General features: G+C 53.6%; 14 protein-coding genes and 1 pseudogene. 3 read left to right on the plus strand and 12 right to left on the minus strand.

Features of this window, described 5'->3' with window-relative positions; genetic code table 11:
- Nucleotides 1-232 precede the first annotated feature (232 nt).
- Together HY011_02155 and HY011_02160 are read right to left on the minus strand one after the other, a co-directional pair.
- Nucleotides 233-2,272: an AIPR family protein gene (locus tag HY011_02155; GenBank protein MBI3421720.1), complete on the minus strand. Its 2,040-nt coding sequence runs from the start codon at nt 2,270-2,272 to the stop codon at nt 233-235.
- A 139-nt stretch (nt 2,273-2,411) separates the two neighbouring features.
- The gene (locus HY011_02160; GenBank protein ID MBI3421721.1) at nt 2,412-2,669 is read right to left on the minus strand and encodes a PD-(D/E)XK motif protein; all 258 of its coding nucleotides are present in this window, start codon (nt 2,667-2,669) and stop codon (nt 2,412-2,414) included.
- Nucleotides 2,670-2,851: 182 nt separating this feature from the next.
- Here HY011_02160 and HY011_02165 point away from each other — a divergent pair, with 182 nt between their 5' ends.
- On the plus strand, nt 2,852-3,079 hold the full coding sequence (locus tag HY011_02165; protein ID MBI3421722.1) for a helix-turn-helix transcriptional regulator: 228 nt from the start codon (nt 2,852-2,854) through the stop codon (nt 3,077-3,079).
- A gap of 89 nt (nt 3,080-3,168) precedes the next feature.
- A complete protein-coding gene (locus HY011_02170) occupies nt 3,169-5,175 on the plus strand; it encodes a DUF2075 domain-containing protein (protein MBI3421723.1) in 2,007 nt (668 codons plus the stop codon).
- On the opposite strand, the gene HY011_02175 is transcribed toward HY011_02170, so the two are convergent.
- On the minus strand, nt 5,172-5,459 hold the full coding sequence (locus HY011_02175) for a hypothetical protein (protein MBI3421724.1): 288 nt from the start codon (nt 5,457-5,459) through the stop codon (nt 5,172-5,174). The genes HY011_02170 and HY011_02175 overlap by 4 nt on opposite strands.
- 83 nt (nt 5,460-5,542) lie before the next feature.
- On the opposite strand from HY011_02175, the pseudogene HY011_02180 reads away from it, so the two are divergent.
- Nucleotides 5,543-5,931 (plus strand): annotated as a pseudogene (locus HY011_02180) (very short patch repair endonuclease).
- A 74-nt stretch (nt 5,932-6,005) separates the two neighbouring features.
- Here the strand turns inward: HY011_02180 and HY011_02185 are convergent.
- The 9 genes from HY011_02185 to HY011_02225 form a co-directional block, all read right to left on the minus strand.
- Nucleotides 6,006-6,398, minus strand: a complete 393-nt coding sequence (locus HY011_02185; protein ID MBI3421725.1) for a hypothetical protein — start codon at nt 6,396-6,398, stop codon at nt 6,006-6,008.
- Between the two features lie 49 nt (nt 6,399-6,447).
- The gene (locus HY011_02190; GenBank protein MBI3421726.1) at nt 6,448-7,344 is read right to left on the minus strand and encodes a histone deacetylase; all 897 of its coding nucleotides are present in this window, start codon (nt 7,342-7,344) and stop codon (nt 6,448-6,450) included.
- Between the two features lie 80 nt (nt 7,345-7,424).
- Nucleotides 7,425-7,808, minus strand: coding sequence for an acyl-CoA thioesterase (locus tag HY011_02195; protein MBI3421727.1), 384 nt, complete (start codon nt 7,806-7,808; stop codon nt 7,425-7,427).
- Nucleotides 7,809-8,257: 449 nt separating this feature from the next.
- The gene (locus HY011_02200; GenBank protein ID MBI3421728.1) at nt 8,258-8,683 is read right to left on the minus strand and encodes an ACT domain-containing protein; all 426 of its coding nucleotides are present in this window, start codon (nt 8,681-8,683) and stop codon (nt 8,258-8,260) included.
- Nucleotides 8,684-8,707: 24 nt separating this feature from the next.
- Nucleotides 8,708-9,370: a cyclase family protein gene (locus tag HY011_02205; GenBank protein MBI3421729.1), complete on the minus strand. Its 663-nt coding sequence runs from the start codon at nt 9,368-9,370 to the stop codon at nt 8,708-8,710.
- A 2-nt stretch (nt 9,371-9,372) separates the two neighbouring features.
- Nucleotides 9,373-11,019, minus strand: a complete 1,647-nt coding sequence (locus HY011_02210) for an aminopeptidase P N-terminal domain-containing protein (protein MBI3421730.1) — start codon at nt 11,017-11,019, stop codon at nt 9,373-9,375.
- A gap of 77 nt (nt 11,020-11,096) precedes the next feature.
- Complete coding sequence (locus tag HY011_02215; GenBank protein ID MBI3421731.1) at nt 11,097-12,026, minus strand: DUF979 domain-containing protein; 930 nt, start codon at nt 12,024-12,026, stop codon at nt 11,097-11,099.
- Nucleotides 12,023-12,775, minus strand: coding sequence for a DUF969 domain-containing protein (locus HY011_02220; GenBank protein ID MBI3421732.1), 753 nt, complete (start codon nt 12,773-12,775; stop codon nt 12,023-12,025). The genes HY011_02215 and HY011_02220 overlap by 4 nt, the downstream gene beginning before the upstream one ends.
- Before the next feature lie 153 nt (nt 12,776-12,928).
- On the minus strand, nt 12,929-14,923 hold the full coding sequence (locus HY011_02225; protein MBI3421733.1) for a S8 family serine peptidase: 1,995 nt from the start codon (nt 14,921-14,923) through the stop codon (nt 12,929-12,931).
- Between the last annotated feature and the right edge of the window lie 56 nt (nt 14,924-14,979).

The raw sequence follows: 14,979 nt of genomic DNA on the forward strand, positions 1-14,979 counted from the left end.
ACCAGAGAGTGCTTGGCAATTCACAGGGCACATGCTATTTTGCGCCCGTCGTGAATGAAATTCGGCCTCGCGCCGTGAGAGTCTTCGGGGCTCCTATATTCACGACTTTTTCTTTTTGGGGCGCTTAGAACGCAAACGTAGAACAAGTGTGTTGCCAAAGCAGGAAGCTGTGATTCTGACGCCTGAATTTTCTCGACATGAACTCACCCAAAGTAATGCAATAACGCTGCTGTTATTGGTTTCTGGCGATCGTCAGAATCTCTATTAAGCCGCCAATTTTCCTTGCACCTAACCCGCGCATACCTCGCAACTGTATCCAGCTCTTTTCCGCATAAATATGTATTGGATCATCTCGCCGAATTACCACCCAGTTTTTGCCAGTCAGAGATTCAAGTTCGGCAACAGTCCGAGGGTCGTGGATGAAGTCCTGCCGTACCCGCTCCCAACTGGTGATCAATGCATTTTCTTCCTGATTTGCGGCCAGCTTGCCAGCCGGAATGATCAAACTTGTCAGCCCATTTTGCCAAATACCAGAGGGTGAAAGGGCAGTCTTACGAAATGCATTCCAGCAAAGCTCACGTTTGGAAGCCTCGCCCGGATTGCCTGCCTGGGTACAAATGTGTTTGTGCGCAGCCGCGCAAGCTGCTTTAAGCGCATTTGACAACTCTGCTGATAATCGTTGTTCCCGCCAAACATGTTCCAGATCAAGTTTTCGCTCAGTCTGCTCCGCCAGCCAAGCGATGGCATAAGCGACACTGTTGGCACGATACCCTTGTAATTCAAGCGAATCGAAAAGCTTCTCTGCTGCGCGCCAGAGGATGGCCTTGGCAACTGCCTGTTTGAAATAGTTCTCATCCACGACCAGTTCGCCCTCTTCCTCCATCTGTTCCGCAAACCTGACGAAATTCTTCTCCGCACCCAGGCAGACCAAGTGCGGCAATCCCATCCAGGCGTTCTCGAATTTAGCCAAGTCTGTTTTGGTGAACTTCTGGCGCGGCGGGTTTTGGGCTTCCCATTCGCGGCGTTTGGCGAGTGTTCCCTGGCGGGCTTTGTCATCCGCATAGCAGCCCCGGGCACGTTCATAATACCAATGCGTGCCACGTTCCAGACCGCTCATAGCGGGTGCCCAGATCATGCGGGAAACCTGTTCCAACAAATGATGAAACGGGCCATTCGCAGAAAAGTCAGCCGCGTTGATCTTGTTCTGGCTGTTGGCGTAGCGCGAAATGAGCGGCACGATCTCAGGCACTTTCTCTGCATCCTTGAGCACAGTCAGTTTTACCTGCACAACCACTTGGCTCACATTCAGCTTTTCCTTCTTTATTGCATGGTAAATGGAGGCCGTGGTCTGACCGCCGTTTACAATTTGAAAATCCCTGACCCATTCCAGGCAGCCCTGCACATTGGTCACGGCTTCGACGCGTACTTCAGCAGCGGTACAACAAAGCCCATTGTTATAGGCCAGAAATCGGTGCGGCTCTTCTCTAAGCGTTTTTTGCAATCCACGATTGACGGTACCCTTGACCTGTAGAAATGCGCGCACGTTTCGTTCCAGCAACCGCTGGCCGTATTCGCCATAGATACGCGCCAACAGTGGAGCAGGCATAAAGGCCAAGTAGGTTTGATACTCCCCGGTGGGGTCCTGGATTTGCAGACAGGGGATCGCGCCGTCATAACGATTGGCAAAGTCCAGTTCAATCACCTGCCGTTCGCCCACACGCAAACGGCTCAACTTGTCCAAATCCCAAACCACATAGCGCACATCCAGTCCAGGTATCGTCTCCTGCTCAAGCTCCAGCGACCGCACAACACCATCCGTAAGGAAAAACAACCTGACAGTCGCCAGGGTTTCGCGTGCTGTGTATATCTGCTGCATTGCCTGAAAGGCATCGCTTGATTCTTCTAGCTGAGTATGAAGCCCTTGATGGGCACGTTTTAAGAAGCCACGCAACAACTGAAAACTACGGCGGACATCGGGCTTCCCAACTTCTTCCACTTTCCCCGAACCGAAATAAAGGGTAACAAAAAGGTCAAGCGTAGCCCCATCTCCAGACAACGCCCAACCATTCAGTTTTGCAGCAGGCACTCGCCCAGCACTCTTCGCCTCGTAATAGCAAACCTCTGCGTCGTCCGCTTCGTTGTGCTCTGATAGCAACTCCAGCATGAATTGCGTAAACGCCTCTTCCCGCATTCTGGGCGTGGCTTGGTCGCTGCTTTCCGCCAGAATCTCCTGATGCAGGTCTTCCGCATATTGCTCCAGCCTGTTGTTCACACCTCCCCCTTCCCTGACCCGGCATCTTCATATGTCAACACCTTTTTCAATTCGGAGAACTCCACCACATAAGGTTGGCAAGCACTCACACTCAGACCGTAGCTGGCATCCCCAACGCCTGCCGGAAGCTCACGTTCGATCAGCCGGGGAAAGCCCCCCGTACCTGAAACAACTTTTCCGAGCGCACCCGATAGCCTGAATCAGCATAACGAGACGCGTGTGCATCAATATACCCGGCAGCCAGAAGCGCGTCCTCAAATCGCTCCCGCTCAGCCGGGTCGGTTGCCGGCCTGGCACGCAATGAAGCCACCAAATCCAACGGCGTCTCTCCACTGCCTTCGCGCAAATCAAGCGCGATGACCAGCAGGAAAAGAGCGGAAATGCCTGCCTCGTCCAACTACCGCTCACTGGTTATGCGCACGATTCGCGGTTGTTTGGCCAGCGTTGTCTTCACCTCCACTGCACCGGCAGGAAACTGAAACTCCTGGTGTTCCCACTCACCATTTATTCAAAGCTCAAAATTACTTTATGACTCATAGTCTATGGAGCGGAAGCGAGTTTTGATATGGACTATGGATCATGAAGAAACGCGCACCTGTTCTCATTGCTTTAGGCCAAAATCTACGTAACCGTCGTGAGGCTCTCAGCCTGACGCAAGAAGCACTCTCCGCCAAAGCAGACCTTGACCAAACTTACATTAGCGGCATTGAGCGTGGGGTGAGGAATCCAGGCTTTATCAACATAGCCAAACTCGCCAAAGCTCTTGAAATCTCAACGGCTGAACTGTGTAAAGGAGTGGATGAATGATCCATTACTGGTATCAGCAACACCAGTGCTACAGATTCATAGCACACTTAGTATTTCAACCATCTTCACGAAAAGAATAAGAGACGTTCATGCCAGCCTATTACCGAGCATCATTGATTGAATTTCTTGCGGACGATCCTAGAAGAATTCTTGGGACGCTGGCTACTGAAAGCGCCAAAACTGGCTTTACTGATCTAAAGCAAAGACAAACTGGAGCCTGGCAGAAACAGATTGAGGTTCTGAAAGTCACGTGCTCTTTGCTAGAAAACCAATTCACAGATTGCGCAAGTTGGGGGCTATTGCTTGAATATCCGATCCCGCGAAGGCAAAAGCGAATTGACGCTGTCTTGCTCGCACGCAATATCATCTTCTGCCTTGAGTTTAAGACCGAAAATAAAATTTATAGTAGCCATTTGAAACGACAGGTCGAAGACTATGCGCTCGACCTGCGAGACTTTCATGAGGAAAGCTGTAACAGGCCAATTATTCCAGTCGCCGTTGCGCTGGGTGCGCCACCATCCGAAGTCAATAGTTCGCCTGCAACCAGTGATTTGGTACGACCGGTCATTCTTGCTGGAGCATCTGATCTCGCAAGCCGAATCGCTACAGTATTCATTACAGAAGGCGAGTTACCGGATAAGCCGATTAGCACAATAACGTGGGACTTGTCGTCCTACCACCCCGTTCCCACTATCATTGAGGCAGCAGAAGCGCTCTTTGCGGGACACAATGTTCGTGAAATCGCTCATTCTCACGCGGGTGCGATCAACCTCACACTAACTTCAGATAAGCTCATTGAAATCATCCAACAGGCACAACGTGATAATGCCAAGGTTATTTGTTTTGTCACTGGGGTTCCCGGCGCAGGCAAAACGCTTGCAGGATTGAACGTCGTTCATAATGCAGTACTCCGGCAAGATGACCGTCCACCTGGTGTGTTCCTATCTGGCAATGGCCCGCTTGTGAGGATTGTTTCTGCCTCAATTACCCGTGACTTCAAGCAGCGTACCCGGATTGGTGGAGCCGAACGAACAATTGGCACATTTGTTCAAAATGTCCATTCGTTTGTTCGAGAGGCGCTGGACAAGCCAGACAAGCCACCAGTCGAACACGTTATCGTATTCGACGAAGCCCAACGCGCTTGGGATGCAGTTCATAATAAAAAGAAGACAGGTTCAGAATTATCCGAGCCGGAAACCATACTCTCCATTATGGGCAGACACTCTGGCTGGGCAGTCGTAGTAGCCTTAGTTGGCGGAGGACAGGAAATTCACACAGGTGAGGCTGGCTTGGCGGAATGGGGGCGCAGCCTGCGCGAGCGATTTCCTCATTGGCAAATTGCCGTTTCGCCAAATGCACTTTCAGGAGATACGAGCGTTGCGGGGCAGCAGCTTTTCGCGGACGGTAAAGGTGGCGCACTCACAATTCACCAGGAACCAGCGCTGCATCTGGAGGTCAATCTTCGCTCTTTTCGGGCGCGCCGACTGTCAGAGTGGGTAGACGCCGTACTGAACGGCGATGCTCTCAGGGCGGCAGGAATTGTGGCCGACCTCAGAGATTTTCCGGTGGCAATCACGCGTTCGCTGACGACTGCCCGGACCTGGTTGCGTAAACGCGCTCGCGGGTTACGGCGCTGTGGCCTTGTTGCAAGCTCCGGAGCTATCCGGCTTCGAGCCGATGGCATTGAGCTTTCATCTGGTTTTCGACAAGGGAATCGCGATCTCTACGTTCAATGGTTTCTGGCTGATCCTTCTGACGTGCGCTCCTCAAATCAACTCGAAATTGCTGCCTCAGAGTTTGAATGCCAGGGATTAGAACTTGATTGGGTTGGTCTCTGTTGGGGTGGCGACTTCGCTTTTTCTCTTGCGACAAACGATTGGAATTATCGGCGCTTCACTGGCAATCGTTGGGGGGAGGTGAATAAAAAGGTAAATCGGCAATATCTACTCAATACCTATAGAGTTTTACTCACCCGTGCTCGTGAAGGAATGGTTATTTGGGTGCCGACAGGCGATCACACTGACCAAACCCGCTCACCTGCCCTCTTTGACGAGACTGCTGAATATCTCAAGCAATGCGGTCTCTCTATCATTTAGAGCGGCATCCAAATGTCGTTTTCCTGATACTTGATTTCGACGCATCCCACACATCCCCGGCCAAAGTCATCAAGTGGAGCAAATGCGCGCTGTGAATCAGCTTCATCGGACAACCCCTCGAAGTAGGCTACCCCATCTGCATCATACAGTTGGAAGAGATGCTTGAGCCGAACAACTTTTGACTCGTCATAGTCGCGGCTGGATACGCCCACCGTGCCAGGATTCTCAGTAAAGTCCTTGGTGATTTTCCACATATGCTCAAATGAACGCAGCTCACGCTGCATAATGATCTTGCAAAATTATCAACAGTGAAGGGCCATCAGATGTGACGCCAATATATTGACCCAGTAGTCGCTGCAAGTCACGGATTCAGGGCAAAAACACTTCACCGGAACACAACTACGCAAGACTCTCTGGGCGTTTGGGCTACGCTATCGCATCCACGCCAAACTACCTGGTAAGCCTGACATTGTCTTCTCGAAGTTAAAAATTGTCATCTTTGTTGATGGCTGCTTTTGGCACCGATGCCCCGTACATGGCGTTATGCCAAAATCCAACCGGCCATTCTGGAAAGCGAAGCTCAACGGCAATGTAAAACGTGACCGCAAGAACGAGAAAGAATTGCTGCGGTTGGGCTGGAACGTTCTGCGATTTTGGGAGCATCAGGTGGAAGATGAGCTTGAGAAAGTAGTGGAAGAGATCAGATCAATTATTGCCAGCCAGTCTTTTCAATCGGTACACCTCGGCTCAGACTGACAGGAATGGTCAGGCCGCTTTTCGTTCGTGTGAATTGATAGCGATAGAGAAAATCCAATTGATGCATAGGCTGTTTATTCGATGGCCGTCAAATCATCGGCGTGTTCAACGCGAGTTACCAAGGTCCCGGAAATGCCTGCTGCTTTGAGTGCCGCATAAACGTCCTTGGCGCTGTCGCCAAAAGTGATTAATCGGTCGCCATCTAGCGCGACCCACTGGCCAGCATATTCGTGCTGATGTTGCGCCAGCCAAGTGCGTTCCTGTTCCCATTTCGCCGCAAATTCAGCCGGTGGAATGGCGGGCAAAGAAGCCAGATCAAGCTGGCGCTCCCGTTCGACTGGGGCATCCTCGGCCAGCATCGTGCGCAACTGTTGCCGCTGTTCGCCGGGCAACCGCCGGATGATTTGGCGAAGGGTTTCCAACGTCAACCCATTGGCATCCGGTTGATTGGCAGTGATATTCGACATGGCTTTCTCCTTTTCTCAGAGTCGGTTTCCAGGCGCGGCGATTGTAAGCTCAACCAACGCCCAACGCCACCCGCACCGTATTCGCATGCGCTTCCACCGTGTCGTGAATGTCTTTGGCATAACCGCCACCCATCGTCGTGGCCACCGGCAAGCCCAAAGCTCGGCACTGTCCCAACACGTATTCATCGCGCTGCCGCAAGCCCGCCAGCGTCAGTTTCAACTTGCCCAAGCGGTCGCCTGCAAAGGGATCAACTCCGGCTTGATAAAAGACCAGATTGGGCTGGAACTCGCGCAGCAAGGCGGGAATATATTCGGCCAGCAGGCGCAGGTATTCGTCATCGGTGACGCCATCGGGCAGGGCGAGGTCGAGTTTGCTGCGCTCTTTGCGCAAGGGGAAGTTTTTGTCGCCGTGGATCGAGAAGGTAAAGACAGCCGGGTCGTCGGCAAAGATGGCCGCCGTGCCGTTGCCCTGGTGCACGTCGCAATCAATGATGGCGATGCGGCGCGCCAGGCCGTCGCGTTGCAGCACGCGGGTGGCTATGGCGATGTCGTTGAGCACGCAATAGCCTTCGCCGTGGTCGGGGAAGGCGTGATGTGTGCCGCCCGCCAGATTTGAGGCTACGCCATCACGCAGGGCGTTTTTGGCGGCGAGGATTGTGCCCTGCACTGCCGCCCGCGAACGGCGCACCAAACCAGTTGACCAGGGGAAGCCGATGCGGCGCACTTCTGCCGCCGTCAATTCACCGCGCACACAGCGCAGCCAATAATCCGCCGTATGCACCAGCAGAATGTCTTCGTCGGCAGCGGGCGGTGGCTCGATCAGATGCCAATGCGTGATCGCGCCTTCGGCCAGCAGCCGATCCCGCACCAGCCGGTATTTGGGCATCGGGAAGGGATGCGTCGGGGGCAGCGGCACCATATAGCGGTCGGAGTAGCAGAGTTTCATTTTCCATTTGTCATTCGCCATTTGTCATTGGCCTGTTCTGCGCGATAGCAAATGACAGATGCCAAATAACAAATGGAAAATCAGTCTTTAATCGGAATCGGTTTGCGTGTCTGCGGGTCCACGGCGACATACACAGCTTCGGCTTCCATCACGCGGACGATGCAATCGCTGTCGTGGTAACGCATGGCTTCGACGATGAGACCGACGGTGACAGAACTCGTGCCGACTTTGAGCGTGCGGGTATAAAAACTGACCACGTCGCCGACGAACACCGGCGCAATGAATTCGATGCCATGCATGGCAACAGTCACAAACAGTTTGTCGGCGTGTTTGCGGGCTTCGGTGCCACCGGCCTGGTCGAGGTGGCTCAAAATCACGCCGCCAAAAATCGTGCCGCCTGGATTGGTATCGCGCGGCAACATCGAAACCCGAATTGCCAAATTCCCCAAGGTAGCTTGTTCCATGTGCATAGGCGCGCAATGGTAGCGGATGGGCATGCGGCGGGGCAAATTGCAGGATTGGACAAAATTGGCTGACCACGCCGCATTGCACCCGGTTATTGTCGAACGGCTAGGAGAAATAACCCGCCCGGCTGCGCGCCAGTGGACGCAAACTGCTGGCGAAATCAAATGCAATATAACCGCCGCTTCCTACGAAAAATCGTAGCAGCCATACGAAATTCTGGATATGAACTAAGTTTTCAACCTAATCCGTGACGACTCAATTCGTCTAAGTCAGCGCCCTTCAAGGGCCTAAACCTAGCGGTAAGAATTCGAGATTTGTGGCATGGGTCTTGCTCTAATTCCGGCGCGTGTGCGAGGTGGCTACCTTGCACCGTTGTCTTCCAAGTTTTCATCCCAGCAAAGCTAGCCTTCACAAGGAGAGGATTCAAACCCTCTCCTTATTTTTTTGCTCATAGTTGCGAGAGGTGGGTGTAGTTGAGCGTGATCAAGGCGCGTTTAACAGCGGCGACTGCCGCATCAAACTGGGCGTCATGCACCAGCACGGCGTCTGTGCGATAGGTCGAGATGCTCAGGATACTAATGCCCGCGTCGGCCAAGGCCCGGCTAATCTCAGCAATAAAGCCCACCACTGAAAAATCCAGCACCGTATCGAAGCGAATCATACGTCGGTCGAGTTCGACTTGGGCTTGCGGAAAATGCGGAGCAAGTTGTTGCCAATAGACCTGGGCAACAATGAAGGTAACCTCTTCCTTGTCCCGCGTGACAGAAACGAAGCCTTCGGCCTCGCGGGCAGCATCGAGGACCTCGCGGTATTGCGCCAAGGGAATGCTGGCGACGGCGTAACGGATTTCGGGTGTGTAAAGTTGAATTGCCATGCTTTTCTCGTCTGCAAGAGCAGATCAAACTGAAATCACTGCATAGGCGCGTACCGGGAATGTGCCGACCCCGCGAAATTTGACGGGCACACAGTGAAAGCGAAAGCCCGCTGCTGGCAGATGCACCAGTTTACAAAGATGTTCGACCACCGGAATGCCCGCGCCCAGCAACAGCGTATGCGCCGGGCGTGTGCCATCGGCTTTGTCGTCAATGTTCAACGCATCAATGCCGACCAGCGCAGGGTTTTGATCAGCCAGCCATTCAGCGGCAAAGCGATTCACAAAGGGCGCGTCCTGGCCGTATTGCGGCGTGCGCCAGTGGCGATCCCAATCCGTGCGAATCAAGATAGCTTTGCCGCGCACATCGAAAGGTTCAAACAAGCCAACGCCTAATTCCCTGCTCGCGCGCGTGGCGTCAATCAATAGCCCCTCGACATCGGCCAGCCGTTCCAAAGGTAAAGTGCTCAAATCGCCGCCCTCGGCGAAGCGGTGAAAGGGCGCATCAAGATACGTGCCCGTATTGGCAACCATCTCGATGCGCCCGATCTGAAAGGTCGTGCCCTCGGCGTAATGCGCCGCTGATGCCTCACGGCTCAGATAATCAGTTACCACCGGCGCAGGCAGGCCGGGGTACGTGACGAGGCCGCTTTCGACCTCGTGGCTGACATCAATAAGCCTATTCGCCATCGCTACCTAATCGCCACCTGGGGCCAACCTGAAGTTTTCAACTCACGGCGCAACTTCGCCATCGTCGCTTCGACGTCTTCCAGTTTGCGCGGGATTCCCGCCGACAGCACGACGGGGTCGCCATTGGTCACCAGCACGTCGTCTTCGATGCGCACGCCGATGCCTTTGTATTTCTCGAACGCCGGGCGCACGGCCTTGATGAACTTCTCGTTCTCTGGCGTCTTGGGCAGCACATCCAACGCGTCGGGGCGGATGTAAATGCCCGGCTCGACGGTATAAATCATGCCCGCCGCCAAGGCTTTGCCGCGCACACCCACATCGTGCACGTTCATGCCCAGCCAGTGGCTAGTGCCGTGCATAAACCAAGTGCGGTACTCGCTGCTGTCTTTGGATGTAATCAACCCCAGCCGCAACAACCCTTCTTTAACGACTTCGGTTGCGCGTTCGTTGCCGCTGGTGGCCGCTGGGCCGCCGCTCATGAAATTGCCGGGCCGCGCGACTTTGAACGCGGCTTCCTGCGCTTCATAAACAATGCGGTAAATGTCGGCTTGCGTAGGCGTGAATTTGCCGTTGATCGGCAGCGTGCGCGTGATGTCGGCAGAGTAATGATCGTATTCCGCCGCGCAATCCATCAGCAGCAACCTGCCATCGTCCAGGCGATCCTGGCTGGTGATGTAATGCAGCGTCGTCGCGTTGTCGCCCGCGCCCACGATGCAGGGATAGCCCCAGTTGTCGGCGTTGCGGCGGCGATAGGTGTATTCAAACTCGGCCTGCGCTTCGTACTCGTACATCCCCGGTGCGGCCACAGCAAAGACGCGGAAAAAGGCTTCACCGGAAATGTCCACCGCGTGTTGCATCAGCTTGATCTCCCACGGCGATTTGATCTGGCGCAGCTCGGCAAAAATCGGATTGGCATTTTTGATCGAAAGGCCCGCGTTGGCGCCGGAGATTGCCTCAGCCATTTCGTGTTCAGCGCGATACTCGCGCAAATCACGGCCCTGCGGCGTCAGCAAATACAATTCGCCTTGATTGTTCTTGATTGCATCACTGATGGATTGAAACTCGCTCTGCCATTGCGCGGCCAGCGCGGCTTGCGGCTTTGAGACATTGCCGCGCTTCGCCAATGCCTGTTCGGCGCGCGGGGCCAGTTGCGCCAGGAAGCCATTGAGCAAGCGGCTGTCCCAAACTTCCTGCACACCGCTGCGGGCGCGGGCTTCGTCGGTGCTCATCATCCGACCGTGCCAGGTTTCATTGCGCGGGTCGCGTTCGGGCATAAACAGAATTTCGCGCGTTTTGGCCGCACCGGGCAAGAGAACCAGGGTCGCGCCATCCTGCTTGATGCCGGTCAGGTAATACAGATTGTTTTCCTGCCGGTAGTGGTAATCCACGTCGTTGGTATAAACGCGCGGCTCGGTGCTGAGCAGCACCATCACGGCCTTGTCGCCCATACGCTTCATCACTTCAGCGCGGCGTTTGCGCAATTCGGTGACGCGGTCAAGCTCGGCGATTTGCGGCGCGGCGGGCGCCAAGTGCCACAATTCGGCGACGGCATTTTTGACAGCATCGCGGGCCGAAACGTTGAAGAACGAAGCGGTGAGCAGCACCACGGCAATGGCGCTGAAAAGAAGTGGGCGGCGGTTAAAAATCATAATTCACCTCGAACGAAGAGCGCACGCCACAAGGCGCACACGTAGTTGAATCGAATGCAGGAGACTTGCGGTTCAGCTTATGCAAACTTGATAAAGAGCCATAATAATAACACGTGCAACGCCCAAATCGTTAGCGCGTAGGGCAGTTGGAAGCGGATCACGCCGTATTGATCCTTCAAATTCAGCAACGCCGCCGGGACGATGTTGAAATTGGCCGCCATCGGCGTCAGCAACGTCCCGCTCGAACCGGCGGTCAGCGTCAGGATCGCCGCCAGCGCCGGATTGACGCCCAGCGGCTTGACGATCAGCGGCACCAGCACGCCCGCCGCAATCACCGGGAACGCCGCAAACGAATTGCCCATCACGATGGTGAACAGCGCCATCCCCAGGCAATTTGCCAGCACCAGCAAAAATACATTGCCGGCGGGAATCACCTGTTGAATGCCCACAGCAATTAGTTCGCCCACTTTGGCCGCCGCAAAGATCACGCCCAGCGAACCCAGCAACTGCGGCAGAATGTTGACCGCGCCCATCGCTTCGTTGAGCCGCCGCCCGGCGTCCAGCAAGGCGCGCGGCCCGCTCTTGGTCAGCCACAACGCCAAGATCATCGCTACTAAGCCGCCAAAGCCCAAACCCACCAGCGCGCCGCGATTGGCGTCGAGTTTCAGCAAGCGAAACACGACCGCGAACGCCACCGTCACCAACGGAATCGCCAGCACCGGCCAAAAAATACGCGGGCCAATGCTCTGCGCTGGTGCAGTGTTGTCAGCCGTGCTCTTGCCTACTTGTCCTGCGCCATCCAGCACGACCAATAACAAGACCAACAGTCCCGTCACCCAATGCGGCAATACCCCACCCAACGCGAATATCACGCCCAGCACAGCCCAAAACAAAGCGCTGCCAAGGCGATGCGCATGGCGGCGGTCATACAACGTCAGCGCGGCAAAGCTCAACAGCAGCAAGCCCGTCAGTACATACACCGCTTCCAAACTGAAAAGCTGACTCATCGCTGGCCCTCCGCTGCTTCTTTCAACTGCCGCGCCAGCTTCTTGTCCAGCAGCGCGAATTGCACCGCACTCAACAACAGCGACGCCGCCACAATTGGCATCGTGTAAAAAACCAGGCTCCACAAACTGACCTCATAGCCCTGGCTTTTCATCACGCCGTAAACCAGCAACACGCCCGCCTGCACGACCGACAAATTCTGCCCGTAAAAGTTGCCGTAATTCTCGCTCGCCGCCGTCGCCGCCTTGATCGTCTCGCCAACCGGTTCGGGCAAAGCCTGCTCCGGCAATTCCCCCTTTGCCTGTTGCGCCGCGCCTACCGCCATCGGAAACACCAACGGACGTACAAACGACGGATGTCCGTTTAGCCGTATGCCCAGCGCGCCCTGCACCACGCGGAAGAGCTGATAAACAAACAGCAAGCGACCGACCGTCGCCGCACTCACCCGCCGAATCAGCGCGGCGGCTTGCTCTTGCAACCCAAATCTTTCCGACAAGCCAATCGCCGGCAGCGTGATGATAAACAGCGTCATCAGCCGGTTGTCGGCAAACGCCTTGCCCAGCAGATTGATGATGCCAGTCTGCCCCGCCTTGGTCAGCAGCGGCACGCCTTGCCAGATGCCTTCGCTTGAAAGCAGCGGCAACCCCGCCAGCAAGCCGGTTGCTAATGCGGCGACAGCGACGACCAGCGTAGTGCGCAGGTGCAGAAGCAGGCCGATGATGACGATCAATACACCAATGAGTTTGAGCAAGGTGAGCCTCCCGCAAACAATCTTCCACAAAGAGACACAAAGCACTCCCCTCTTCGCGCTTCTTCGCGTGTCTTAGCAGGAAATATTTTCGTTGCCAATGGTCAAAGCATCAACCGAACTTCTGGTTTGATTGGGTGTCATGTGTGGGGCAACTTAACTTGGCTGGCTCGGCGGTATTACTTTGATCTGACGCCAAGCAATGTTGTTTACATGGCTAACGTATGTTCTGAGGTAGTCATAAGGCTTGTTCACAAATATCTTTTTGATCTCCATCTGAGTTTGAAATCCGTTTAACTCATCACCTTTGTAAATCAAGCCAACAAGATAGTAGCTCCCAGGAGGAAGCTTGTTAGTTTGAGTACTCCCCCAGTTCAATTTTGACGTGAGTTTTTTTCCTTCAGGCGGGATTGAAGAGATGGTGAGCGTGTTATTAAGCCATTGAAATTTCGATACGCCATCTGCTTTTTCAGCCCAAAGACCAACTCGGCATTTAACTCCGGTAGCTTTATTTACTCCGCGATTCGATACTTGAAGTTCAATGTTATATTGCTGTCCTTGCTCGATCTCAATCACTTTGGGGAGATTAGTCCCATTTACAATGATGTCTGGTGAGGAAAATAAGATCATCTCATTTGGCGGTAAAGCAAATGGGTCGCCGTTATCCCCTTCGTAATCGGCTAGATAGAGATCAACAAGAGGCTTTACGTACTGTTTGAGTGTCAAGGGCTTAGATAATGATTCGATGATCCTGCCGAGATCAGGCATTCTGCCAATATTCTGTTTTGCTGCGGAGTCAGTGCCGTTATCATGCAGAAGGTCGCGCATTCGCCTGCCATCTATCCGCACACCGAATTTAGCATAAATCATTCCTTGTGTGGCAAGGGCGGCTCCAGCAACGATAGCTGCTGCGCTTGAGGTGCCGTCAAAGGATTTAGTATAGGTATAATAGGGATTATCGGGATTATTTTGATCGCCATTATTATTTATGGTTGTAGTCATCACTCCATCACCCCACGCATAGCAAGCGACACGGGTTTCCCCAAAATTGCTCGTGAGGGATCTCTTAGGACGATATACCCCTTTGACCAGATTCACACCTAATTGTTTAGGTACAGCCGCCGCCACCAGAATAGCGCCAGAATCCTCTTTTTCATTTAGCTCTGTATCTAGATCCTTGCCGATGCCATTGCCAGCGGCAGCAACCACAATAATTCCTAAAGCGGTGGCCAAACGAATCACATCATACTCTGCATCGAGTTTTTCAATGGGGAGATGATCGAATAAGCTAGCTACCCCTTCTTCGTCGTCACCAATTTGCGCTTCCAACAAAAGAACGCCCCCTAAAGGAAGGCGATCAATCGCTGCCATCAGCACATTGGGGCGCTCTTTTCCCCAATAAGAGGCGATACCAATACTGCTCAGGTTCGGGGTTATCCCTACACAACCGATTATATTGTCAACAGCGCAAATTACGCCAAGGGTCTGAGTTCCGTGGACAATGGATTTAAATTGAAGTGAGATGTTCTCGCCGATAGGAAGCGCAATGCTGCCGGGCAAATCAGGGTGCTTAAGATCCCAGCCTCGCTCAAAGTCAATCAAGATTTGTTTCTCGCCGCTGCCCCCTTTTTTCTCGCCACTCCCTTCCACAGGTTCAAAGTTCCAAGCGGCTATCGCATCTATCCCCCCGTTATTAGCGGATTGAAGATAACCTTGATCAACAAACATGGCATCATCGGGGTTCACTCCCGGCTCACTTGCCGGAGGATCGAAATAGGCACTTTGCACCAGTCCATCCAATGATTTGAACGCTCTGATCAGATCATCTATTTTGCCTGGGAATATTGGCGACGGACAGTCAACTACGAAATAGGTTAAAAAGTTGGGGCGGTTAGCTCTGCGGTATTCGGGATCCATCAACTTAGCTTGTTGAGTGAGTTCCTGAATTCTATCTGCCCCAACCATAGAAAAGAGTGTCCTGATCTTGATGCCATGAAAATCGTTGCTTATTTTCTGCCACTTCTTTTGCCACTTGGGTTGAGACTGGGCCACGCGCTCAAAGGCTTCATTCCTGTAATTGTTTGGATCAAGAAAATACTCCTCGCTATCTTTTACTTTGAGAATGATCCGGGGAGAGTATCCTAATCGCATTTTTCCTCTTTCCGCAGAAAAGATGTATGGTTAAGTCTTTTGCGCGCACATCGAAT

It is taken from the genome of Acidobacteriota bacterium (genome assembly GCA_016196035.1).
GTDB lineage: Bacteria > Acidobacteriota > Blastocatellia > RBC074 > RBC074 > JACPYM01.

Bases quoted from the DNA above. Each gene is read 5' to 3' on its own strand.
- HY011_02165 (MBI3421722.1), top strand. From the start codon at position 2,852: ATGAAGAAACGCGCACCTGTTCTCATTGCTTTAGGCCAAAATCTACGT.
- HY011_02170 (MBI3421723.1), top strand. From the start codon at position 3,169: ATGCCAGCCTATTACCGAGCATCATTGATTGAATTTCTTGCGGACGAT.
- HY011_02175 (MBI3421724.1), bottom strand. From the start codon at position 5,459: ATGCAGCGTGAGCTGCGTTCATTTGAGCATATGTGGAAAATCACCAAG.
- HY011_02185 (MBI3421725.1), bottom strand. From the start codon at position 6,398: ATGTCGAATATCACTGCCAATCAACCGGATGCCAATGGGTTGACGTTG.
- HY011_02190 (MBI3421726.1), bottom strand. From the start codon at position 7,344: ATGAAACTCTGCTACTCCGACCGCTATATGGTGCCGCTGCCCCCGACG.
- HY011_02195 (MBI3421727.1), bottom strand. From the start codon at position 7,808: ATGGAACAAGCTACCTTGGGGAATTTGGCAATTCGGGTTTCGATGTTG.
- HY011_02200 (MBI3421728.1), bottom strand. From the start codon at position 8,683: ATGGCAATTCAACTTTACACACCCGAAATCCGTTACGCCGTCGCCAGC.
- HY011_02205 (MBI3421729.1), bottom strand. From the start codon at position 9,370: ATGGCGAATAGGCTTATTGATGTCAGCCACGAGGTCGAAAGCGGCCTC.
- HY011_02210 (MBI3421730.1), bottom strand. From the start codon at position 11,019: ATGATTTTTAACCGCCGCCCACTTCTTTTCAGCGCCATTGCCGTGGTG.
- HY011_02215 (MBI3421731.1), bottom strand. From the start codon at position 12,026: ATGAGTCAGCTTTTCAGTTTGGAAGCGGTGTATGTACTGACGGGCTTG.
- HY011_02225 (MBI3421733.1), bottom strand. From the start codon at position 14,923: ATGCGATTAGGATACTCTCCCCGGATCATTCTCAAAGTAAAAGATAGC.